Origin of the sequence: Phenylobacterium sp. (assembly GCF_024508875.1) — a bacterium.
GTDB lineage: Bacteria > Pseudomonadota > Alphaproteobacteria > Caulobacterales > Caulobacteraceae > Phenylobacterium.
In genome coordinates this window covers 1-20,633 of record NZ_JANINU010000303.1, presented here as the reverse complement: position 1 = coordinate 20,633, position 20,633 = coordinate 1, and the positions used below count along the sequence as shown (strand labels likewise).

The following is a 20,633-nucleotide window of genomic DNA, read 5'->3' as shown; positions in this document are numbered from 1 at the left end:
GCAGGGCCTCCTTCACCTCGTCGAGCTTGAACGGCTTGATGATGGCTTCGATCTTCTTCATGCGCTCGACTTGCTACTCGCGACGGCTGACGCCCCAACGGTTGGCGCGAACCAGCACGTGGTGACGGGAGGCGACAAGCGCGCTTCGGTTGCTTGCCGCTGCGGCGGGGTGGGAAACTAGACGGACGCCTAGAAAATAGGCGCCATGAGGTCAGAAAGCGATCACGTCGGAAATCGGCCCGAGCGGCTCGTTTCCGCGCTCGGATCGTCGCGAAACGCGTTTGAAGGACGAGGGAAGAATGGACGAACGCACCCCGGTGCTCATCGGAGCGGGCCAATTCACTTACCGGGGCGATCCGGCTTCCTCGCCGGCGCCGTCTTCTCTGCTGAAGATTGCGGCGGAACGCGCGGCGGCCGACGCGGGTATCGGAGCTGCCGGCCTCGCCGGGATCGACAGCCTGGCGGTCGTGGGCTTCACGATCGACGCGCCCGGCTCGAAGCGGGGAATGATCCCGCACGCCATCAACCCGCCGGCCACGTTGTCGAAGATGATCGGCGCCGACCCGCGCTGGGCGGTCTATTCCGAGATGGGCGGGAACACCCCGCAATACCTGGTCAACATGCTGGCCGAGCGGATCGCGCGCGGCGAGGCCGACCTGGCCCTGACCGTCGGCTGCGAATTCCTGGGGTCGGCCACGAAGCGTGCGACCAAGGGCCTGGGCTTCGACGACTGGGTCGCGGTGGAGGACGAGACGCTGGATCCGCCGAAGCGGGTCGGCGACCCGCGCGCCGGCAGCACGGCCTACGAGATTCGTCACGGTCTCAGCCGACCCATCAACATCTACCCGATCTTCGAAAACGCGCTCCGCGCCCGCGACAAGCGCTCGATCCCCGATCACCAGGCGCGTATGGGCAAGCTGTTCGCCGGCTTCAGCGCCGTGGCCGAGGGCAATCCGGAGGCGTGGTTCCCGACCCGGCGCAGCGCCGACGAACTGGTCGCGGTCTCGGAGAAGAACCGGATGATCGGCTTCCCGTATCCGAAGCTGCTCAACGCGATCATGGACGTGGACCAATCGGCCGGCGTGCTGATCGCCAGCGTCAAGAAGGCGCGCGAGCTGGGCGTGCCCGAGGACAGATGGGTCTACCTCCACGGCTGCGCGGACGCGTCGGACCTCTGGTACCCGCTGGACCGCCAGGACTTCCATTCCAGCCCGGCGATGCGCCTGACCGGCAAGCGCGCGTTCGAGATGGCTGGGATCGGCCTGTCCGACATCGACGTGATCGACCTCTACTCGTGCTTCCCGGTGGCCGTGGAGATCGGGGCGGAAGAACTGGGCCTGTCGCTGGACGACCCGCGCGGCCTGACGGTCACCGGCGGGCTGCCCTACGCGGGTGGGCCCGGAAACAACTACGTCATGCACTCCATCGCGGTGATGATGGACCGGCTGCGGGCCAAGCCGGGGGCCTATGGCCTTGTCACGGGCAACGGCTGGTATCTGACCAAGCAGTCGACGGGCATCTATTCGACGAAGGCGCCGGACAAGCCGTTCGAGCGCCAGGACCCGGCCGTGCTTCAGCGCGAGATCGACGCGCTGCCGCATCCCGAGGTGATCGAGGCGCCGAAAGGGCGGGGCGTGGTCGAGACCTATACCGTGATCCACAAGCGCGAGGGACCCTTCCTGGGGATCGTCGTGGGCCGCGACGAGAACGGCCGCAGATTCGCCGCCAACACGCCGAACGATCCGCGGACCCTTGCCAGTCTCGAGGCGAGCGAGCAGATCGGGCGGACGGGTACGGTCACCCAGCAGGGGGACCTCAACATCTTCACACCGGACTGATCCACGATGGCGCGTCTCTACCTGATCCGGCACGGCCGGCCGTCTTCCACCTGGGGCGGCCACGACGACGATCCGGGACTGGACGAGACGGGCCTGGAACAGGCGAGGGCGGCCCGCGACTGGCTGCTTTCGCGGCCGGATGGCGAGCGTCCCACCCTGGTGGTCAGCTCGCCCCTCCGCCGCTGCCGCGAGACCGCCATGCCCACGGCCGAAGCCCTGGGGATCGAGCCCGAGATCGACCCGGTGGTGGGTGAGATTCCGACCCCGAAGGCGCTGACCGGCGAGGAGCGGCCCGCGTGGCTGCGCAATGCCTTCCAGGGCACGTGGCAGGCGATCCAGGGCGACATGGACTACGACGCCTGGCGCGGCGAGATCGTGGGCTCGCTGGCTCGCCGTGGGCACACGGCCGTCTTCTCTCACTACGTGGCGATCAACGCGGCGGTCTCGCGGCTGCTCGGGGTCGACCAGGTGCTGGCGTTCCGCCCCGACCATGCCTCGATCACCGTTCTGGAAACAGACGGCCAGTCGGTTCGCCTGATCGAAAAGGGCGCCGAGGCGGTCACGGGGGTCCTTTGACCGCCCGCCCCATCCTGACTGTCGCCGAAATGTCGGCAGCCGACCGCGCCGCGATCGCCGCGGGCACGCCCGGCGAGGTGCTGATGGAGCGCGCGGGCCAGGCGGTGGCGGATGCGATCGTCCAGCGCTTCCGGCCGCAGCCGACGCTGGTGCTGTGCGGCCCCGGGAACAACGGCGGCGACGGCTATGTGGTCGCCCGGCTGCTGAAGACGCGGGGCTGGCCGGTCGAGGTGCGGGCGCTGGCTCCTCCGACCACCGCCGACGCCCAGGCCATGGCCGGACGCTGGGACGGAGTGACGCGCCCGCTGGAGGGAGCTCTGGACGCCGGGCTGCTGGTCGATGCGCTGTTCGGCGCCGGTCTTTCGAAGCCGCTGGGCGGCGAGGCCGCGCGCGCCGCCCAGATCATGGCCTCCCGGCCCGAGACCGTCGTGGCGATCGACACGCCCAGCGGGTTGCCGGGCGATACGGGTCAGCCGCTGGGGCCGGTGGTCTGCGCCGTCCTCACCGTGACGTTCCATGCTCGCAAGCCGGCGCACGTGCTGGAGCCTGGCCGTCACCTGTGCGGAGAGGTGCTGGTGGCCGACATCGGCCTCGGCGCCACGCCCGCGAAACTGACGGAGAACGGCCCCGACCTCTGGCTCCGAGACTTTCCCTGGCCGTCGGCGGCGTCGCACAAGCATGCGCGCGGCCGGCTTATCGTAATCAGCGGCGAGGCCTGGAGCACCGGGGCGGCGCGGCTGGCGGCGCGGGCAGGGCTGCGGATCGGTGCGGGCCTGGTGACGATCTATGCCGGACAGGACGCCCTGGCGCCCAACGCCGCGCATCTGGAAGCGGTGATGCTGAAGCCCTTCGACACCGACGCCGAGCTCGAACAGGCGGCCGACGCGGCAGACGCGGCGATCATCGGTCCTGCGGCCGGGGTGACTGAAACGACGCTGCTGAACGTGCTGGCGCTAGCGCGCACGGGCGCGGCGCTCGTGATCGACGCCGACGCCATCACGGTCTTCCGGGACGATCCGGAGGAGCTGTTCTCGGTCCTGGACCGCGACGACGTGCTGACGCCTCATCCGGGCGAGTTCGAGCGGCTATTCCCCGGGCTGCTGAAGGGCTCGCCCGAGCGGATCACGGCCGCGCGCCGGGCTGCGGAGAAGGCCGGGGCGGTGGTTTTGCTGAAGGGGCCCGACACCGTTGTCGCCTCGCCGGACGGCCGCACTGCGGTGAACGTCAATGGCTCGCCCTGGCTGGCCACGGCGGGTTCGGGCGATGTGCTGGCCGGCTTCATCGGCGGGCTGGTCTCGCAGGGCATGGACAGCTTCCAGGCCGCCTGCGCCGCGGCATGGATCCATGCCGAGGCGGCCGAACTGCACGGCCCCGGCCTGATCTCCGAGGACCTGCCCGGTCTCGCGCCCGCGGTCCTGCGGCGGCTCTACGACGAGCGGTAAGGCTTAGCCGAACAGCTCGGCGCGAACGCCGCGGGCCATCTGCTGCAGCAGCTCGGCGGCCAGGGTGTCGAGCTCGGAGCCTTCCCGGTAGTCTCCGCCGGCGGCCAGGCGCGCGCGGCCGTCGGCCAGCAGCTTCGCCGCCGCCGCCTCGGTGAGCGGGGTTTCGGGGTCATAGACCGCCACCGGGTGGCCGCCGTGGTCGGTCATCACCCGCATGACCGGGATGTCGGTGAGGCCATCGCCGAAGAAGGCGATGCGGTCGAACGGTACGGCGCGGTCGCGTTCGGCCTGGACGGCGTTGATGCCGTCGTTGTCCCATTCGTCCAGCGTCCACTTGTTGATGCGGAACAGGTACTGGGTCTTGCCCGTGTAGTTGATGGCCAGGGCCGCGCCGACGGCATCGTCGTTGGCGTCGAACATGAAGGCCGAGGCGTAGATGCGGTCGAATTCGTGCGCGATCGGCGTGCCTTCTATCAACTCACGGTTGCCGGATGAGATGATGAAGTGGCGCAGGTCGAGGCCGAGGGCGTCGGCGCGGGCGTTCTGGCGGGCGAACCAGGCCTGGACGCCCGGGAACAGGCGCAGGCCGGCGCCCCGGGCCCGCCAGCTCTCGCGGCTCAGCTCGACGCCCTTCTCGCGGGCCTTCTCCAGCATCAGGTGCATGTAGGCCAGGATGCCGTCGCCGCGCTGGGCTTCGGCCAGGCGCCGGGTCTCGGCCCAGAACTCGGCATGCGCCATCCCAAGTTCGTCGGGGATGAAGGCATGCTCCTGCATGTTTCCCGGGGCGAGGGTTCCGTCGAAATCGTAGGCGAAGACGGCGAGGGGGCGGCTCATGTCCGCTTCACTACCTTGCCCTGATGCGGCTGGGAACGACCCGGGCGAGGGTCGCCCCGGCCCCGCGACGGGAGGCGGGGGCCGGGGCGTACGGCGGCGGTTGTCGGGGAACAGGTCCGCCACCGCGTCTCGGTGTCCCGCAAGTGGTGGGAATGCGTGGACGCAGGAGTTACGGGAGCTTGGCTGCGGCGGATGCAGCGGATGCATCCAGCAGTAGAATTTTTTTACGACGATGTGCGGCCGCGCTCGCGCAGCGTGTCCAGGGCCAGGGCGACGCCGGCGATCAGCAGCGGCAGGAGGAAGAAAAACAGCCTGTAGCCGAGGAAGGCGGCCGCCAGCGGCGCCGGCGAAAGGCCTTTCAGCAGCGTCGAGACCGAGCCTTCGAACACCCCGACCCCGCCTGGCACGTGGCTGATCAGGCCGACGACGACGGAAGGGGCGTAGGCGCCCACGAACGTGAGGTAGCCGATGGAGCCTTCCGGCAGCAGGACCCAGATGATCGCGGCGGCCACGGCGTTGTCGACCGCTCCGATCGAGAGCTGGGCCAGGGCGACGCGCACCGACGGCAGCCGCACGCTGTGCCCGAAGCCGGTGAGCGGTCGGCGGAGCGTGGCGCAGAGCATGACATACGCGCCAACCGCCGCGAGCAGCACCGCGCCCAGGCCGTCGGCGACCGGATTGGCGATCCGGCTGACCGCGGCGATGTCGTGGCTGCCGGCGAAGAGGAGGGCGAGGCCGGCGAGGGTCGAGAGCCCCACCGCGAAGGAAAAGCCGTGGAAAAGTGTCGTGGCCGCCACCTGCCGCAGGCTGATCCCGTGCTTGGCGTAGTAGCGGGCGCGCACGGCGCCCGACACGATGAGGTTGGCGCCCAGGGTGTGGGCGATGGCGCTGGCGACGAACGAGCCGGCGAGGGCAGAGGTGACGGCGATGCGCGCCCCGGCCCAGCGCAGGCCCAGCCACTCGATTGTGCCCATCAGCAGGAAGCTGGTGGCCGAGAGGCCGACGGCCAGGCAGACCGAGCCCCAGCCCCAGGCGGCCACAGCGTCGCCCAGTTCGGCCAGGCTGATCTCGTGGAACTCGCGCCAGAGGATGTAGGCGGCCGCGCCGAGCAGAATGAAGGCGATCAGGTGCCAGCCCAGGTTCCGCAGCATCGGAAAGAACCGCGAGCCCTGCGTCTCGGGCAGAACGGCGGCCAGTTCCTCCTCCACGTCTTCGGGAAGGGGTTGAGGCCGCGCGTCTGGGTCCTGGGTCGGCACGGGGCGGAGAACTTCCCTGAGTCTGTGACGCGCGCATGGTCGCGGGACGGAACCTAAGCGCAAGGCGCAGGTTTTTCCCGCACCTTCACGACCGATTTAAGGAGGCGCCCCATGCGGCGGGAAGATTGGCGGGAGCTCGAACGCGAACGGCTGCAGCGCCTGCGCGAACGCGACCGCGATGACTATGGCCAGGCCGACTACTCTGACCTGTACGGCTACGATCCGCGCACGCGGTCTGGCTACCGCGCCTACGACGACGGCCGCAGATTCGATGACGGTCGCAGGTTGGATGAAGCGCGCGCCTACGATGACGGCCGCCCTCTACCCCGCCGATCATGGGAAGAGCCCTCTCGTCGGGCGCGGGGCGACGGGCCGTCCGACCGTGTGCTGTGGGCGGTGATCATGGAGCGGCTGGACGACGAACGGCGGCTGGACCTGCGGGAGGTCGAAGTCGACGTCCACGATGGCGAGGTGACCCTCAACGGAACGGTGAAGCACAAGAGCGACAAGCGACGGATCGAGGACATCGCCGACATCGAAGGCGTGCGGAATGTGCAGAACAACTTGAGGGTCCGGGAGCACAGTCGGCGCTGGACGTTCCTCTGAACAGCGGCCGCCGGGAACCCCAGGCGCCGCCTGGGTCGTTCTAGCGGCATGAGCAAGCCCCTCGTCGTCTCCATTCCCCATGAACTGGGCCGCGCCGAAGCGCGACGGCGGATCGACGAGGGGCTGGTCCGCCTGACATCGCAGATCGGCGCGGTGGGCGAGATCCAGCAAAGCTGGGAGGGGGACCTCCTGCGTTTCTCGCTCCAGGCCATCGGCCAGACCGTAAGCGGCACGATCGACGTGCGGGACAGCGAGGCGCGGCTGGAAGTCCATCTCCCCGGGATATTCGCGATGATCGCCGGGAAGGTGAAGAGCCGGCTCAGGGATGAAGGTCAGATCCTACTGGGCGGCCCGAAGCGGTCGTGAGCGCTACGGCCAAGGCAACCCGAGAGCCCGCCGGACGTTTCTTCGGGGACACTTCCGAGGAAACCCGAATGCCCCACAGACAGACCGAAGACCAGGCCAAGCGCGCCTTCACCCACGGTTCCGGCCAGGCTGCGGCCGACATGGCGTCCGACCCCAAGAAGGCCATCGAGGAGCATCGCCATATCGAGGCGCCCAGCAGCCGCCCGGTCGAACCGCTGAAGGAGGGCGAGAAGCCCGACCACATGGCCGAACGCGAGGCGCAGGCGGAAGATCGTCAGGAAGCCCTGCTCGACGAAGCCATCGAGGAGACATTCCCGAGCTCGGACCCGATCAGCCCGAAGCACATCACCTGACCCGCCGCGAGGCGTTCCCTACCTGAGGAGCGCCTCGTAGGCCTCCTGGGCCTCGATCCATTCCTGCTCGGCGGTCTCGAGCGCGGCCTGCGCCGTCTGACGCTTGCGGCCCAACTCTGCCGCCTTGGCCGAATCGGCGAAGGTGGCTGGATCGCCCAGCGCCCTGTCGATGATAGCCACCAGCTCGGTCGCCTTCGCGAGCGCCTGTTCGGCGGCTTCGGCGCGACGCCGGGCCGTGCCGGTGGGGACCTTGGCCTTGGGCGGCGGCGGCGGAGGCGCTGGAGCGGCCACCGGCTCGGCCTTGATCTGCGTCGGCGCGCGGGCGGCAACGCGAGCGCGCTCGAGGACGAACGCCGCGTAGTCCTCCATGTCGCCGTCGAAAGGCTCGATGCCCCCGTCCGCGGCGAGCCAGAGGCGGTCGGCCACCAGCTCCATCAGGGAGCGGTCGTGGGTGATCAGGATCACCGCGCCTTCATACTCGTTCAGCGCGTCCAGCAGGGCGCGGCGGCTGTCGATGTCGAGGTGGTTCGTCGGTTCGTCGAGGATCAGGAGGTGCGGCGCCTCCATCGCCACCATGTTGAGCAGCAGGCGCGCGCGCTCGCCACCCGACAGGTTGGCGACCGTCGTCTCCACCTTTTCGAAGCCGATGCCGAACTGGGCCAGGCGCGAGCGGCGCGAGGCCTCCGTGGCCTCGGGCATCAGGCGGCGGATGATCTCCAGCGGCGTGTCCGTGGGGTCCATCGCCTCGATCTGGTGCTGGTGGAACCAGCCCACCTTCATCCGCGCGCTGCGATGGAACGTGCCGCTCTCGATCTCGAGGGCGTCGGCCACCAGCTTTGCGAAGGTCGACTTGCCGGCGCCGTTGACGCCCAGCAGGCCGATGCGGTCGTCGATGTCGAGGCGCAGGTTGAGCCGCTTCAGGATCGGCGGCCCGCCATAGCCGACCGAGGCGTTCTCCAGCCGCAGCAGCGGCGGGGCCAGCGGCCGCTCGGGGGAGGGCAGGACGAACGGGGTCACGCGCTCCTCAATGACGGCGGCCACGGGGGGCAGCTTGGCGATCATCTTGAGGCGCGACTGCGCCTGGGTGGCCTTGGACGCCTTGGCGCGGAAGCGGTCGACGAACGACTGCAGGTGGGCGCGGCGGGCCTCGATCTTGGCGCGGGAGGCCTCCTGCAGCCGCAGCTTCTCGGTGAGCTGGCGCTCGAAGTCGTCATAGCCGCCCGGATACAGCTCCAGCTTGCCGTCCTTCAGGTGGAGGATGTGGTCCACCGAGTTGTTGAGCAGCTCGCGGTCGTGGCTGATGACGATGGCGCTGTTGGGATACTTCTTGAGGCGCGCCTCCAGCCAGAGGGCGCCTTCCAGGTCGAGATAGTTGGTCGGCTCGTCCAGCAGCAGCAGGTCGGGTTCGGCGAAGAGGCTGGCGGCCAGCGCCACGCGCATGCGCCAGCCGCCCGAGAACTCGGACATCGGCCGCGTAAGGTCGGCCTGGCTGAAGCCCAGGCCCGCCAGGATTTCGGCGGCGCGGGAGGGGGCGCGGTCGGCGTCGATTTCGATCAGGCGGGCATAGATGTCGCCCATCTCCTCGGGATCGGCGGTCTCCAGGCGGGTCAACAGGTCGTGCCGCTCGACGTCGGCTTCCAGTACGGTATCGATCAGGGTGACCGGCGTGGCGGGATGCTCCTGGTCCACCGAGCCGATCCGCGCGGCTTTGGGCAGGCCGATCTCGCCGGAGCCGTGGGCGAGATGGCCCAGGATCACCTTGAACAGGGTCGACTTGCCCACGCCGTTGCGGCCCACGAGGCCGACCTTGGCGTCCTTGGGAAGCGTGACCGAGGCATGGTCGAAGAAGCGGCGTCCCCAGGCGTCGAGGACAAGGTCGTTGATCTGCAGCATGGGGAACCGTGGGCGGGGCCCTAGCAGAAGAGTCACGCGACGTCATCGTCGCAGCAGCTTGCTTCGCAGTGCGGGATGACGATATAGACCGCGCCACCCCGCGGAAACGCTCCGCGACCCCCCTCATTTCCATAGAGCCCCAGCGGAGCCCATGACCGAACGCACCTTCTCGATCATCAAGCCGGACGCCACGCGTCGGAACCTGACCGGCAAGGTCAATGCGGTGATCGAGGACGCAGGCCTGCGCATCGTGGCCCAGCGCCGCATCAAGATGACCGACGCCCAGGCCAAGAAGTTCTACGAAGTCCACGCCGAGCGCCCGTTCTACGGGGAGCTGGTCGAGTTCATGACCTCGGCCCCGGTCGTGGTGCAGGTCCTCGAAGGCGAGAACGCCGTAGCCCGCTATCGCGAAGTGATGGGCGCCACGAACCCGGAACAGGCCGCTGAAGGCACGATCCGCAAGCTCTACGCCGTGAACGTCGGCGAGAACTCGGTCCACGGCTCGGATAGCGTCGAGAACGCCAAGATCGAGATCGCGCAGTTCTTCACCGACGCGGACATCGTCGGCTGATCTGACGCAACGAGTTCGGCTCCGCGGGGTTTTCCCCGCGGACCATCCCTTACCCAACTGCCAAAAGAGAACATGAGAGAATCCAAGGTTATGCCTGGCTTCTCCGACCGCCTCGCCGCGCAAGCCGAGGCTCGGAAGGCCCTCCTCGCCAAGTTCAAGCCGAAGCCGACCGTCCAGGCCGCCGAAGGCGCGTTCGAAACCAGCGCCCAGAAGAAGGCCCGCGAGCTCGAAGAGGTCCGCGCCAGGCGTGCGGCCGAAAAGGAAGCGGCTCGCGTCGCCAAGGAAAAGGCGGAAGAAGAAGCCCGCCTCGCCCGCGAGAACGACGAGGAGCTGATGCTCCAGCTCAAGCGCGAAGAGCGCAAGGCGCGGAAGGCCGCCGAGAAGGAAGCCGCCCGCAACAAGCGCGAGCTCAAAGCGCAGATGCGCCGGACGGGTTGATCGACCGACGGGTCAATCGTCCTCTGGGCCGCCGGTGATCCGGCGGCTCATCTCGCCATAGTAGCCCTGGATCAGCAGCTCGACGGGCTCCCCGCGAGCTTCGGCTTCGAACGCCAGGTCCTTGGCCATCTGTACGGCCGCGGAGCGCGTCAGGTCTCCCGCGACCGGGGCGCCGTCACTGAACACAGTCCAGTCGCCGTTCTTCAGCGTCACAGCAAATCGCACCATGCCCGTCTCCTCGCTGCCTCAGCGCGGAAGCACGGTGAAGGTTCCGGTAGGCGTCAAAGGCTGACGGCGCGCCCGTGCGGCGTGCGCAGGTACGCCTCTTTCCACGCCGCCTTTCGGGCTGCGAGTTCGGCCGACCCGGTAAGCCTCCGGTCGTTGGCCAGCAGCTCCAACGCGGCGACCCAGTGCTCATAGTATCGGGAGCCGTCGTCCGCCGGGTCGCGCGCCAGTTCGACCGAGAGCGCCTGGGCCCATTCGCTCCACGTGAAGACGCCCTGCTCATGCAGCTTCAGCGTGATCGCGAACGCCTGGGCCTGCCAGGGTTCGGCGAAGATCGGGCCGTCCGCATCCCGGGGAATTCGGGGCAGGGCGAGGACGTCAAGCGCGCTCAAGATAAGGCTCCCACAGGTCGAGACGGACGCTGTCGCGGGGAGATGCGCCCGGACCCCACAGCTCTTGGGCCTCAAAACGCACCGTGTAGAGGTGGTGCGGGTCCTCGCCCCGCCCGTGGGCGTGGGAGTCGGGGAAGACATGTGCGCCGTGGCAGTGCTCGATCACGCCTACGTGGCCCCGCACGTAGCGCGGCAGTCGCGTGTGGCCGACAGGATGGAGGTTCCGGGCTCGGACGCGATCGCCGACTGCGAAGGCTGCGGAACCTGCCTCGCGGACATAGGAATAGGGTCCGGTCAGCGCCGCCGTGACCGTGTTGGCCGGCCGGACCGGCGTCGACTTCGGGGCCTTCGGATCGGCGCGGCCGGTGGCCAGTTCCTCCGGCGCGACGAAGCCGCCTGCGAGCAGGAGCTGTTCCACCCGCTCCAGCCACTTCTCGTAGTAGCTCATCCGAAGATAGTCAGCGGGCGGCAGCAGCTCGATGCGATGCCGGCCGGCGTCGATGTTGCCCCGCGTGGGGGAGGCCAGGTTGATCGCGTGGACGCGCCCCTCCCAAGCGTGATGGAAGACGGGCTCGTCCGGCTCCGGCGCGATGGGGCCCATGCCGTGCATGCCGCCCATGTCGTGGACGCCGTTCACAGCCGCGCCGTCCCGATCATCCCATCCCGCGTGACGAGATCCGCAAGCTGCGCCTCGCTCAGACCTTCGGTTCCGGCCGGGCGTTCCGGAATCACCAGGTAGCGGACCTCCGCCGTCGAGTCCCAAACCCGAATCTCGGTGTCCTGCGGCAGTTCCGTCCCGAACTCGGCGAGCACGCCGCGCGGGTCGATGACCACGCGGGAGCGATAGGGCGCGGACTTGTACCAGACCGGAGGCAGGCCCAGCACCGGCCACGGGTAGCAGGAGCATAGGGTGCAGACGACGACGTTATGCACCCCGGCGCCGTTCTCCACCGCCACCATGTGCTCGCCCTGACGCCCCGTGAAGTCGAGCTCGGCTATGGCCGAGGTTGCGTCCTCCAGCAGTCGGGCGCGATAGGCCGGATCCGTCCAGGCCTTGGCCACGACGCGCGCGCCGTTGCGGGGGCCGACCTTGGTCTCGAAGTGTTCGACGATGGCGTCGAGCGCGGCCGGGTCGACCAGCCCCTTCTCCACCAGCAGCGATTCCAGCGCCTTCACCCGCAGGGCGATGTCGGAAGGAGGCTCCTGCTCGTGGTCATGATCGTGGTCGTGATGGTCGTGCGCCATGCCGGAACGTTGGACCAACCCGCCTCGCAGGTGAAGAGCGGACGTGACCAGGCCCGCGTCTGCTGCGATGATTTCCGCACGGAGGAGGGTCGCCATGGATGGACCGCACCTGATCTACTTCGCCGACCCGATGTGCTCGTGGTGCTACGGCTTCTCGCCGGTGATCGAGGAGGTACGCCGCGCCTATGGCGACGCCTTGCCGGTCCGGGTCGTGATGGGTGGCCTGCGCCCTGGGAACGAGCAGCCGATGACCGCGGAGGCGAAGACCAGCATCGTCGGTCACTGGAACCACGTGCACGAGGCGTCGGGCCTGCCGTTCGATCCGGCGGTGCTCGACCGAGAAGGCTTCGTCTACGACACGGACCCGGCCGCGCGGGCGGTGGTGGTGGCGCGGCGCGAGGGCCAGGACGTGGCGGTGCGCTACCTGGCGGCGGCCCAGCGCGCCTTCTACGCCGAGAATCGCGATGTCACCTCCGCGCCCGTGCTGGCCGACCTCGCCGAGGAATTTGGCCTCGACCGCCAGGCCTTCCTCGACGCCTGGGCGTCGGAGGAGGCGAAGCAGGAGACGTGGCGCGACTACGCGGTCTCGCACAATGCCGGCGTGAAAGGCTTCCCCACGCTGATCGGCGGCCCGAACGAGCAGGGCGTGTACGGCGTCGTCACCCGCGGCTACGCGCCCGCCGAGCAGGTGCTGGCGGTGTTGCGCGCCTGGGTCGCGGGCATGGCGGCCTGAGGGCTATTTGATCCGCGGCGGCGGGGCTTTGCCCAGCTCCATGATCAGCTTGGTGAACAGGTAGAGCCGCGGCGTCACGCTCTTGAGGTCGACGTACTCTTCTTCGGAGTGGAACTTGCCGCCGACCGGGCCCAGACCGTCCAGCGCCGGGACCCCCGCCTCGTTGGCCAGCGCCGATTCCGACGCGCCGCCGTTGCCGCCACGGCCGATCTTCATGCCCAGGCCGGCGTAGATCGCCTCGGCGCGGTCGGCCAGGGCGTCGGTGGCGGCGTTATTCGGCAGGGGCGGGAAGGAGGCTTCGCGCCGGATCGTGACCTTGGTGTCGGGGATCACCGTCGTCTTGGCGCCGGTCTCCAGCGCGTGGCCCACCTTCTCGATGTCGGCCTTGTCGCGGACACGGACGTTGATCGCCGCCGAGGCGTCCTCGGGGATGATGTTGTAGCGGGCGCCGGCGCTCATCAGGGTCAGGTTGACCGTCAGGCCGTCGCCGCTGGTGGGAAACTGGCGGATGCTTTCGAGCTGGTGGATCAGTTCCAGCGCGGCGTTGCGGCCGTCCTGTGGCGCGATGCCGGCGTGGGCGGGGCGGCCTTTCACGTCGATGTAGAAGCTGTTCGACCCCTTGCGCCAAACCGTGAGCACGTCCGGCGGATCGCCCGGTTCGAGGTTCAACTCGGCGTCCGCATCCTTCAGCAGCGTGTCGATCAGCTTGCGCGTGCCGGGCGAGCCGCGTTCCTCCGATGTCTCGATCAGGAAGGTGATCTGGCCGAAGTCCTTGAAGCCCAGGTCCTTGAGGATCTGGATCGCGTAGATGCCCTGCACCACGCCGCCCTTCTCGTCGCCGACACCAGGGCCGGTGAGACGCTCGTCGGTCATCTTGAAGGGGCGCTTGGCCGCCGTGCCGGGCTCGAACACCGTGTCCAGGTGGGCGATCAGCAGGATGCGGCCCTTGCCGGAGCCTTTCAGCCGGGCGACCAGGTTCTCGGGGAGGCCGGGCGCCTCGGCCGCCACCTTCTCGACGGTCATGCCCAGGGCCTCGAGGCGGGGGACCAATACGTCGGCGACTTTCCGACCGCCGGCGACGTCGCCGGTGCCCGAATCGATGTTGACCACCTGCTCCAGCAGCTTGAGCTGGTCGGGGCGCACCTTTTCGGCTGCGGACCAGACCTTGGCGTCCTTCGCGACCGGCTTCGGCGCCGCCACTGCGGGCGTGCTGAGTACCGCCGCCGCCAGAATCATCGCCGTACGCCGCATCACGCCAACTCCCGCCAGACCTGCGCCTTCCCTGCGGCGCCGGGCGCAGATTGAGCAGACCGTCGCAGCCCTGTCACGGGCGCCGGCTATGCCAACGCCAATATCCCGGGCAGCAGAACCGGCCGCGCAGGCGCCTCCGCTCGAAAACCACTCACGCTGTGGGTGAATCGACTCCGCCGCTTGCAAGGCTGCGTTAACGAAGATGGGATGGTCGGCCGGCCTCTGGGGAGGGGCCGATGTGATGGGTTCTTGGGGGCTTAGATGGGTACCACTTACTTCAACCTCGGCAGCGGCGACTATTTCCAGGACTGGTCCAACGCCGGCCTGATCACCACGAACGACGACTGGAGCGGCGTCGCCAACATCGCCGGCTACCGGGGCGACGACGTGACCAGCGCCACGGGCGCCGATCCGCGCAACCTGACCGGTGACGGCACGATCACCCTCGACGTCAATGCCAATCAGACGAACCCCAACACGTTCACGACGGGCGGCGTCACCGAGTTCGCCATCGCCAACCCGACGATCGCCCTGACCGGTTCGGGAACCGCGGACGCGCCATACATCGTGCTGCACCTCGACGCCACGGCGCGCCAGAACCTGCATCTCGACGTCGATATCCGGGACCTCGAGACCACCGACAACGCGACCCAGTCGTTCAACATCCAGTATCGGGTCGGCGCTTCGGGCGCGTGGACGAACCTGCCGGGCAGCTACATCGCCGACGCCACCGACGCGACGAACACGCTGGTCAACCACCTGTCGCTCGACCTGCCGGCGGCGCTGAACGGCCAGTCCCAGATCCAGCTTCGGTTCATGACCACGAACGCCGTCGGCAACGACGAGTGGATCGGGGTCGACAACATCTCGGTGACCAGCCAGCCGCAGCAGGGCTCGGCGATTTCCATCGACAACGTCTCGATCACCGAGGGCAACGCCGGCACGACGGTGATGAACTTCACCGTGACGCGCAGTGGCGACGCGAATAGCGACTTCACCGTCGACTACGCGACTTCGAACGGCACGGCGACGGCGGGGAGCGACTACGCCGCCGCCTCGGGCACGCTGCACTTCACCGCGGGCGGACCGAACACCCAGACCATCTCGGTGGTCATCAACGGCGACACCGCCTTCGAGGCCAACGAGACGTACAACGTCACGCTTTCCAACCTCGTCACGACCACGGGAACGGCGACGATCCAAGGCTCCGGCGTCGGGGTGGGCACAATCACCAACGACGACGTCTCGCTGGTGAAGATCTATGAGATCCAGGGCGCGGGCCACACTTCGCCGTTCGTCGGCCAGGCGGTGACCACCCAGGGGATCGTGACGGCCATCGACACCGACGGCGCGCGCGGCTTCTGGATTCAAGACGCCACGGGCGACGGCAACGACGCCACCTCGGACGCGGTGTTCGTCTACACCGGCTCGGTCCCGACGGTCAGCGTCGGCCAGCTCGTGCAGGTCGCCGGCACGGTCAACGAGTTCAAGGGCTCCAACGCCAACAACCTGACGATCACCGAGATCGACAGCCCGACCATCTCGGTCATCTCCAGCGGCAATGCGCTGCCCGCGGCGACCATCCTCGGGACCGGGGGTCGTCTTGTCCCCACCGAGGTGATCGACAACGACAATTTCTCGGTCTTCGACCCGAGCCAGGACGCCATCGACTTCTACGAGAGCCTGGAAGGCATGCGCGTTACGGTGCCGAACGCCCAGGCCGTCGGCCCCACGGCCGACAACGCCACCTGGGTGGTGGGCGATCTCGGCGCCAACGCCACGGGCATGAACTCGGGCGGCGGCATCACCATCAGCGCGGGCGACCCGAACCCGGAGCGCATCCAAGTCTACTACGACGCCGGCGTCATCGGCGTCGTGCAGCCGAACGCGGCGACGGGCGACCACCTGGGCGACGTCACCGGGATCCTGACCTATTTCGGCGGCGACTATGAGCTGATCCCGACCGCCATCGGCTCGGTCGGCAGCGGCCCGGTTCCGCTGCCCAAGGAAGTCACCACGCTTTCGGGCGACGCCGATCACCTGACGGTGGGCGCGCTCAATGTGGAGAACCTCGATCCCACGGATGCGCAGGCGAAGTTCGACGCCCTGGCGGCCAACATCGTCACCAACCTCGGCGCTCCGGACATCGTGGGCCTCGAGGAGGTCCAGGACGCGGACGGCGCCGGTAACGGCACGAACTATTCGGGGCAGGCGACGGCCGACAAGCTGATCGCGGCGATCAAGGCGGCCGGCGGCCCGACCTACGTCTACGTCGAGGTGGCCCCGACGGGGAACAACCAGAACGGCGGCGAGAGCAACGGCAACATCCGCCAGGGCTACCTTTACAATCCCGACCGGGTGGGCTTCGTCTCGGTCAGCCAGATCACCGACACGACCCCGGCCAACGGCGACACCTACGCCAACAGCCGTAAGCCGCTGGTGGGCGAGTTCACCTTCGGGGGCGAGAAGATCACCCTGATCGACGTCCACAATACCTCGCGCCTCGGCAGCGAGGCCATGTTCGGCCAGCACCAGCCGGCCACGAACGAAGGCGACGCCCGACGGCTGGAGCAGACCTCGTTCATCAAGACCTACGTCGAGAACCTGGTCGGCGCCGATCCGGACGCCCGCGTGGTGGTGATGGGCGACTTCAACGCCTTCCAGTTCGAGCCGTCGGTGACGCAGCTCGAGAGCGGCGGGGCGCTGACCAACCTCACCAACCTGCTGCCCGCGAACGAGCGGTACTCGTACAACTTCGACGGCAACAACCAGCAGATCGACCATATGCTGGCCTCGCCCGAGCTGTACGCCGGCGCCCAGTTCGACATCGTCCACATCAACAGCAACCAGGCGGTGGTGAACCAGACGTCGGACCACGACGGCTCGGTCGCCCGGTTCTTCATCAACTTCAAGCCGACCGCCGTGGCCGATGCGGCTAACGTGAACGAGAACGCCACCGTCACGATCGACGTCCTGGCAAACGACACCGACAAGAACGCCGGCGACACCAAGACCCTCATCTCGGTCTCGGGCGGCGTGCTGGGCGGCCAGGTCAGCATCGTGAACGGCAAGGTGGTCTATGTCGCCAACAGCGACGCCATCGACCAGCTCAAGCAGCCCAACAGCGCGGTGGATACGATCACCTACCAGGTGCAGGACAGCCATGGCGCGGTCAGCACCGGCACGGTGGCCGTAACGGTGAAGGGCGTGACCGACGCGCCGGTCCGCAACGGGACCGCCAGCGCGGACACCCTGAACGGTACGGCGCTGGAAGACACGATCAACGGGCAGGGCGGGGCCGACAAGCTCTCGGGCCTGCTGGGCGCCGACACCCTGAACGGCGGGGCGGGGAACGACACCCTGACCGGCGGCGACGGGGCGGATCGCTTCGTCTTCTCGGGCGCGTTCGGCCAGGACGTCGTCACCGACTTCCAGGGCAACGACGTGATCCAGCTCGACGCCTCGGCGTTCGCGAACTTCGCCGCGGTCCAGAGCCACGCCGCCCAGGTGGGCTCGGACGTCGTGATCACCCTGGATGCGTCGAACACCATCACGCTCCAGAATGTCGCGCTGGGCTCGCTGAACGCCGGCGACTTCCTGTTCGTCTGAGCCGGGCAAAGGGACGGCGGCGGATATGCCGCCGTCCTGCCGCCTTGCGCCCGGACGCAGGGCACGCGATATCGGAGGGGAGCGCGGGTGCTTTGCGTCCGCCCCGGTATCCAAGAAGGACTTTCCATGCGCGATCCCGTGACCACCGCCCTTGGCCTCGTGCCGATGGTCGTCGAGCAGACGAGCCGGGGCGAGCGCGCCTACGACATCTTCTCCCGCCTGCTGAAGGACCGGATCATCTTCCTGGCCGGGCCGGTCGAGGACGGCATGGCCAGCCTGATCTGCGCCCAGTTGCTGCACCTCGAGGCGGAGAACCCCAAGAAAGAGATCCAGATGTACATCAACTCCCCGGGCGGGGTGGTGACGTCGGGCCTCGCGATCTACGACACCATGCAGTACATCAAAAGCCCGGTGATCACCCTGTGCCTGGGCATGGCGGCCTCGATGGGCTCGTTCCTGCTGATGGCTGGTGAGAAGGGCCAGCGCATCGCCCTGCCCAATAGCCGGATCATGGTGCACCAGCCCTCGGGCGGCTACTCGGGCAAGGCCCAGGACATCCGCCGCCACGCCGAGGACATCCTGAAGACCAAGCGCCGCCTGAACGAGATCTACGCCCGCCACACCGGCCAGCCGATCGAGGTGGTGGAAGAGACCCTCGACCGCGACCACTTCATGACCGCCGAAGAGGCCCGCGACTGGGGCCTCGTCGACCACGTCTGGGAAAAGCGCGACGGCGACGACGCCTAGAGCTCCCTGAGATATCCCCGGGCGAGGTCGGCGATCTCGCCCGCCTTGTCCTGACCGTTGATGCAGTAGCGGGCGGCCTTGAAGTCGGCGCCCGCCGCGTTGACGTATTCGCCGAGCTTGTGGCCGGTGAAGGCGCCGGTCTTGAAGCCCTGGGTCAGCACGAACAGGCTGCCGTAGTGGTCGAGCGCCAGGTCGGGGTTCGCGACCAGGTCGAGGCCGAGGATGCGGCCATAGTGGTCGTAGTTGTCCTTCCAGGTGAGCTGGACGTAGCCGCGCCCGTAGTAGGGCCAGTAGCGCAGGTTCGCCTTGCGCCACGCCTCGGCGTTCCGCACCCAATAGGCTTCGCGCACCGGCTTGAAGGTGTGGTTGGTCTCGTGGTCCGCCGTCGCCAGGACGTAGGCGATCTGCTCCTTGCGGCCGAGCCCGACGATCCTGCACGCCTCCACGATCGAGGCCCTCACCGCCGCCTTGTCGGGCGCGGCGCGCCCCAGCAACCGGTCGAAAGCGGTGGTCCTGGTGTTCAGCACGCCCAGAGCCGAGGCGGTCACGGCCTCCGGGTCGGCATGCTCGCCGATCGCCTGCTTGAACTCGGCCCAGGCGGCGCGGGTGCGCGGGCCATAGCCGCCGTCGATCTTGCCGGGCGTGTAGGTCAGGAAGGCGAGGGCGCGCTGCAGGTCGCGGAAAGCGGTCTTCTTCAGGGTTTGCAGCGTGGCGCCGGCCGGGATCGCCTCCAGGGCTTTGAACGAGATCATGTCGCCGACCTTTAAGGAGACCCGCCGCCGTGCAGGTCGCCAGCAAGCTAGGCCTGGGGGGTTCCCGGGACAATCTTAAGTGGATCTGCGCCCCTCAATGTGCGTCCGAATCTGACGTCAATCGGCCCGCCGCTCGCGCACCAGCACCAGGAGACGGCGGCGGCCTTCGTCGTCGGTCACGTCGAGCCGTTCGAAGTCGGCGCCGGCGGGGTTGCGGAGGTCGGCGAACAGGCCCTTTGGGTCTTCGTGGAAGTGCAGGTAGGCGCGCGACTTGCGGTAGAAGACCCCGCGGGTCTTCTCGACCAGGCCGGGCAGGGCGCGGAGCTCGGCCAGAAGCGGCTCGAGCTCGTCCAGCGCTTTCGGGCCCGCGTGCTTCATGGCCGGCCCGTGAAGACCCGGAAGTAGGGCTCCTCGGCGACCGCCAGCATCTCGGTGTCGCCGCCGGTGTCGCCATAGGCGGCGCGGATCCGCAGGTCGTCGCCGAAGGCGGCCCGCAGGCGCGTCACCTTCTCCGGCCCGCGGCAGTTGGGCGAGGCGAAGGCGCCGGTGACGCGGTCGCGCTCGTCGAAGGCCAGCGGCGTGCCCAGCAGGTCGTCGGCGCCCAGGCCGCGGGCGAACGGCGCCACGACGAGGTCCGGCGAGGCGGTGACGATCACCAGCCGCACCCGTTCCTTGCGCCAGCGCTTCCAGGCGATCACCGCGTCCGGCCGCAGCAGGCTGCGCGAGTGCAGCTCGGCGAACCGGCGCGCGTCGGCCTCCAGCCGCTCGCGGCTCACGCCGGCGAGGAAGACCTTGGTCGCCGCGGCCTTGATCCGCCCCCGGTCGCGGTGGAACAGGTAGGCGATCGCGGCCGGGACCAGCTTCAGCCCGCCCACGATCCAGGCCGCGCCGGGCGTCCGCCACTTGAGGAAGGCCGTATAGCTGTCGCGGACCGTCAGCGTGCCGTCGAAATCGAAGGCCACGATCGGCGGGGGCGGTCCGGAGAGTTCACGGTCTTGTGCCATTTCGGCGCGTTTCCCATTTGGTAAGGCGAGTCACCCAGGCTCCGGATTTCGCGCCGCACTTTGTCGCTGTCCTCAGCGAAGGCTTGTGATCCCGGCGCGGATCGGGGAATGTCAAGACTTGGGCAATCCGCGGCGCGTATCCTGCAAGGCTAGGGTGCAATGGCCCGGGGCGAGACCAGCCAATCCATCGGCCGGCTTCGCCGAGAGAGTGAGATGAGACCATGACCAAGGCCGCCAGCGGAGATTCGAAGAGCACGCTCTATTGCTCTTTCTGCGGCAAGAGCCAGCACGAAGTCCGCAAGCTGATCGCGGGCCCGACCGTGTTCATCTGTGATGAATGCGTCGAGCTGTGCATGGATATCATCCGCGAAGAGCACAAGATTTCCTTCGTGAAGTCGAAGGACGGCGTTCCGACGCCGAAGGAAATCCGCGAAGTCCTCGACGATTACGTGATCGGCCAGGACCACGCCAAGAAGGTGCTCTCGGTCGCCGTCCACAACCA

General features: G+C 68.4%; 24 protein-coding genes. 12 read left to right on the top strand and 12 right to left on the bottom strand.

All coding sequences use genetic code 11. The features are described from left to right. Positions 1–61, bottom strand: a 61-nt coding sequence (locus Q0L11_RS19915) for a P-II family nitrogen regulator (protein WP_367183471.1), incomplete at its 3' end; no start/stop codon positions are given. A gap of 238 nt (positions 62–299) precedes the next feature. Between Q0L11_RS19915 and Q0L11_RS19910 the strand changes: the two genes are divergently transcribed. From Q0L11_RS19910 to Q0L11_RS19900, 3 genes are read left to right on the top strand one after another with little or no spacing between them, the layout of a single operon-like run. Then, positions 300–1,838: an acetyl-CoA acetyltransferase gene (locus tag Q0L11_RS19910; protein ID WP_296599571.1), complete on the top strand. Its 1,539-nt coding sequence runs from the start codon at positions 300–302 to the stop codon at positions 1,836–1,838. Positions 1,839–1,844: 6 nt separating this feature from the next. After that, positions 1,845–2,414, top strand: a complete 570-nt coding sequence (locus Q0L11_RS19905; RefSeq protein ID WP_296599570.1) for a histidine phosphatase family protein — start codon at positions 1,845–1,847, stop codon at positions 2,412–2,414. Then, a complete protein-coding gene (locus tag Q0L11_RS19900) occupies positions 2,411–3,856 on the top strand; it encodes an NAD(P)H-hydrate dehydratase (protein ID WP_296599568.1) in 1,446 nt (481 codons plus the stop codon). The genes Q0L11_RS19905 and Q0L11_RS19900 overlap by 4 nt, the downstream gene beginning before the upstream one ends. 3 nt (positions 3,857–3,859) lie before the next feature. Here Q0L11_RS19900 and Q0L11_RS19895 read toward each other — a convergent pair whose 3' ends face one another. Both Q0L11_RS19895 and Q0L11_RS19890 read right to left on the bottom strand, forming a co-directional pair. Next, a complete protein-coding gene (locus tag Q0L11_RS19895) occupies positions 3,860–4,690 on the bottom strand; it encodes an HAD family hydrolase (protein WP_296599566.1) in 831 nt (276 codons plus the stop codon). Positions 4,691–4,914: 224 nt separating this feature from the next. Continuing rightward, positions 4,915–5,946 carry a lysylphosphatidylglycerol synthase domain-containing protein gene (locus Q0L11_RS19890; RefSeq protein ID WP_296599565.1) on the bottom strand — a complete coding sequence of 344 codons (1,032 nt, stop codon included), beginning with the start codon at positions 5,944–5,946 and terminating at the stop codon, positions 4,915–4,917. Positions 5,947–6,057: 111 nt separating this feature from the next. On the opposite strand from Q0L11_RS19890, the gene Q0L11_RS19885 reads away from it, so the two are divergent. The 3 genes from Q0L11_RS19885 to Q0L11_RS19875 all read left to right on the top strand — a co-directional run bounded on the left by Q0L11_RS19885 (position 6,058) and on the right by Q0L11_RS19875 (position 7,271). Continuing rightward, entirely contained in the window at positions 6,058–6,552 is a 495-nt protein-coding gene (locus Q0L11_RS19885) for a BON domain-containing protein (RefSeq protein ID WP_296599564.1), read from the top strand. 48 nt (positions 6,553–6,600) lie between these two features. Beyond that, positions 6,601–6,918, top strand: a complete 318-nt coding sequence (locus Q0L11_RS19880) for a polyhydroxyalkanoic acid system family protein (RefSeq protein WP_296599563.1) — start codon at positions 6,601–6,603, stop codon at positions 6,916–6,918. Positions 6,919–6,986: 68 nt separating this feature from the next. Next, the gene (locus tag Q0L11_RS19875; protein WP_296599562.1) at positions 6,987–7,271 is read left to right on the top strand and encodes a hypothetical protein; all 285 of its coding nucleotides are present in this window, start codon (positions 6,987–6,989) and stop codon (positions 7,269–7,271) included. Positions 7,272–7,289: 18 nt separating this feature from the next. Here Q0L11_RS19875 and Q0L11_RS19870 read toward each other — a convergent pair whose 3' ends face one another. After that, positions 7,290–9,164 (bottom strand): ABC-F family ATP-binding cassette domain-containing protein, encoded by a 1,875-nt coding sequence (locus Q0L11_RS19870; protein ID WP_296599560.1) that lies wholly within the window; start codon positions 9,162–9,164, stop codon positions 7,290–7,292. Positions 9,165–9,315: 151 nt separating this feature from the next. Here Q0L11_RS19870 and ndk point away from each other — a divergent pair, with 151 nt between their 5' ends. Beyond that, the gene (ndk, locus tag Q0L11_RS19865) at positions 9,316–9,735 is read left to right on the top strand and encodes a nucleoside-diphosphate kinase (RefSeq protein ID WP_296599559.1); all 420 of its coding nucleotides are present in this window, start codon (positions 9,316–9,318) and stop codon (positions 9,733–9,735) included. A gap of 72 nt (positions 9,736–9,807) precedes the next feature. Beyond that, positions 9,808–10,173 (top strand): DUF6481 family protein, encoded by a 366-nt coding sequence (locus tag Q0L11_RS19860; protein ID WP_296599558.1) that lies wholly within the window; start codon positions 9,808–9,810, stop codon positions 10,171–10,173. Between the two features lie 12 nt (positions 10,174–10,185). Here Q0L11_RS19860 and Q0L11_RS19855 read toward each other — a convergent pair whose 3' ends face one another. From Q0L11_RS19855 to nthA, 4 genes are read right to left on the bottom strand one after another with little or no spacing between them, the layout of a single operon-like run. Beyond that, positions 10,186–10,401 (bottom strand): hypothetical protein, encoded by a 216-nt coding sequence (locus Q0L11_RS19855; protein WP_296599556.1) that lies wholly within the window; start codon positions 10,399–10,401, stop codon positions 10,186–10,188. Between the two features lie 53 nt (positions 10,402–10,454). After that, on the bottom strand, positions 10,455–10,790 hold the full coding sequence (locus tag Q0L11_RS19850) for a nitrile hydratase accessory protein (RefSeq protein ID WP_296599554.1): 336 nt from the start codon (positions 10,788–10,790) through the stop codon (positions 10,455–10,457). Beyond that, positions 10,777–11,427 carry a nitrile hydratase subunit beta gene (nthB, locus tag Q0L11_RS19845; RefSeq protein ID WP_296599552.1) on the bottom strand — a complete coding sequence of 217 codons (651 nt, stop codon included), beginning with the start codon at positions 11,425–11,427 and terminating at the stop codon, positions 10,777–10,779. Before nthB ends, Q0L11_RS19850 begins: the two co-directional genes overlap by 14 nt. Then, positions 11,424–12,131, bottom strand: coding sequence for a nitrile hydratase subunit alpha (gene nthA / locus Q0L11_RS19840; protein ID WP_296599551.1), 708 nt, complete (start codon positions 12,129–12,131; stop codon positions 11,424–11,426). The genes nthB and nthA overlap by 4 nt, the downstream gene beginning before the upstream one ends. On the opposite strand from nthA, the gene Q0L11_RS19835 reads away from it, so the two are divergent. Next, positions 12,130–12,768: a DsbA family protein gene (locus Q0L11_RS19835; RefSeq protein WP_296599549.1), complete on the top strand. Its 639-nt coding sequence runs from the start codon at positions 12,130–12,132 to the stop codon at positions 12,766–12,768. The two genes, nthA and Q0L11_RS19835, sit on opposite strands and share 2 nt — an antisense overlap. 3 nt (positions 12,769–12,771) lie before the next feature. Here the strand turns inward: Q0L11_RS19835 and Q0L11_RS19830 are convergent, their stop codons facing one another. Continuing rightward, entirely contained in the window at positions 12,772–14,019 is a 1,248-nt protein-coding gene (locus tag Q0L11_RS19830; protein ID WP_296599548.1) for a glutamate carboxypeptidase, read from the bottom strand. A 261-nt stretch (positions 14,020–14,280) separates the two neighbouring features. Here Q0L11_RS19830 and Q0L11_RS19825 point away from each other — a divergent pair, with 261 nt between their 5' ends. Next, positions 14,281–17,628 (top strand): Calx-beta domain-containing protein, encoded by a 3,348-nt coding sequence (locus tag Q0L11_RS19825; protein WP_296599547.1) that lies wholly within the window; start codon positions 14,281–14,283, stop codon positions 17,626–17,628. A 126-nt stretch (positions 17,629–17,754) separates the two neighbouring features. Continuing rightward, positions 17,755–18,375: an ATP-dependent Clp protease proteolytic subunit gene (locus tag Q0L11_RS19820; RefSeq protein WP_296599546.1), complete on the top strand. Its 621-nt coding sequence runs from the start codon at positions 17,755–17,757 to the stop codon at positions 18,373–18,375. On the opposite strand, the gene Q0L11_RS19815 is transcribed toward Q0L11_RS19820, so the two are convergent. The 3 genes from Q0L11_RS19815 to Q0L11_RS19805 form a co-directional block, all read right to left on the bottom strand. After that, entirely contained in the window at positions 18,372–19,127 is a 756-nt protein-coding gene (locus Q0L11_RS19815) for a glycoside hydrolase family 19 protein (RefSeq protein WP_296599545.1), read from the bottom strand. The two genes, Q0L11_RS19820 and Q0L11_RS19815, sit on opposite strands and share 4 nt — an antisense overlap. Positions 19,128–19,244: 117 nt before the next feature. Further along, positions 19,245–19,505 (bottom strand): hypothetical protein, encoded by a 261-nt coding sequence (locus Q0L11_RS19810; protein WP_296599544.1) that lies wholly within the window; start codon positions 19,503–19,505, stop codon positions 19,245–19,247. Further along, positions 19,502–20,131 carry an HAD-IB family hydrolase gene (locus Q0L11_RS19805; RefSeq protein WP_296599542.1) on the bottom strand — a complete coding sequence of 210 codons (630 nt, stop codon included), beginning with the start codon at positions 20,129–20,131 and terminating at the stop codon, positions 19,502–19,504. The genes Q0L11_RS19810 and Q0L11_RS19805 overlap by 4 nt, the downstream gene beginning before the upstream one ends. 221 nt (positions 20,132–20,352) lie before the next feature. On the opposite strand from Q0L11_RS19805, the gene Q0L11_RS19800 reads away from it, so the two are divergent. Continuing rightward, positions 20,353–20,633: ClpX C4-type zinc finger protein (locus tag Q0L11_RS19800; RefSeq protein WP_296599540.1), on the top strand; the 281-nt coding region annotated here is incomplete at its 3' end.

Coding starts and splice junctions, on each gene's coding strand:
- Q0L11_RS19910 (WP_296599571.1), top strand. CDS start 300: ATGGACGAACGCACCCCGGTGCTCATCGGAGCGGGCCAATTCACTTAC.
- Q0L11_RS19905 (WP_296599570.1), top strand. CDS start 1,845: ATGGCGCGTCTCTACCTGATCCGGCACGGCCGGCCGTCTTCCACCTGG.
- Q0L11_RS19895 (WP_296599566.1), bottom strand. CDS start 4,690: ATGAGCCGCCCCCTCGCCGTCTTCGCCTACGATTTCGACGGAACCCTC.
- Q0L11_RS19885 (WP_296599564.1), top strand. CDS start 6,058: ATGCGGCGGGAAGATTGGCGGGAGCTCGAACGCGAACGGCTGCAGCGC.
- Q0L11_RS19880 (WP_296599563.1), top strand. CDS start 6,601: ATGAGCAAGCCCCTCGTCGTCTCCATTCCCCATGAACTGGGCCGCGCC.
- Q0L11_RS19875 (WP_296599562.1), top strand. CDS start 6,987: ATGCCCCACAGACAGACCGAAGACCAGGCCAAGCGCGCCTTCACCCAC.
- Q0L11_RS19870 (WP_296599560.1), bottom strand. CDS start 9,164: ATGCTGCAGATCAACGACCTTGTCCTCGACGCCTGGGGACGCCGCTTC.
- ndk (WP_296599559.1), top strand. CDS start 9,316: ATGACCGAACGCACCTTCTCGATCATCAAGCCGGACGCCACGCGTCGG.
- Q0L11_RS19860 (WP_296599558.1), top strand. CDS start 9,808: ATGAGAGAATCCAAGGTTATGCCTGGCTTCTCCGACCGCCTCGCCGCG.
- Q0L11_RS19855 (WP_296599556.1), bottom strand. CDS start 10,401: ATGGTGCGATTTGCTGTGACGCTGAAGAACGGCGACTGGACTGTGTTC.
- Q0L11_RS19835 (WP_296599549.1), top strand. CDS start 12,130: ATGGATGGACCGCACCTGATCTACTTCGCCGACCCGATGTGCTCGTGG.
- nthA (WP_296599551.1), bottom strand. CDS start 12,131: ATGGCGACCCTCCTCCGTGCGGAAATCATCGCAGCAGACGCGGGCCTG.
- Q0L11_RS19830 (WP_296599548.1), bottom strand. CDS start 14,019: ATGCGGCGTACGGCGATGATTCTGGCGGCGGCGGTACTCAGCACGCCC.
- Q0L11_RS19825 (WP_296599547.1), top strand. CDS start 14,281: ATGGGTACCACTTACTTCAACCTCGGCAGCGGCGACTATTTCCAGGAC.
- Q0L11_RS19820 (WP_296599546.1), top strand. CDS start 17,755: ATGCGCGATCCCGTGACCACCGCCCTTGGCCTCGTGCCGATGGTCGTC.
- Q0L11_RS19815 (WP_296599545.1), bottom strand. CDS start 19,127: ATGATCTCGTTCAAAGCCCTGGAGGCGATCCCGGCCGGCGCCACGCTG.
- Q0L11_RS19810 (WP_296599544.1), bottom strand. CDS start 19,505: ATGAAGCACGCGGGCCCGAAAGCGCTGGACGAGCTCGAGCCGCTTCTG.
- Q0L11_RS19805 (WP_296599542.1), bottom strand. CDS start 20,131: ATGGCACAAGACCGTGAACTCTCCGGACCGCCCCCGCCGATCGTGGCC.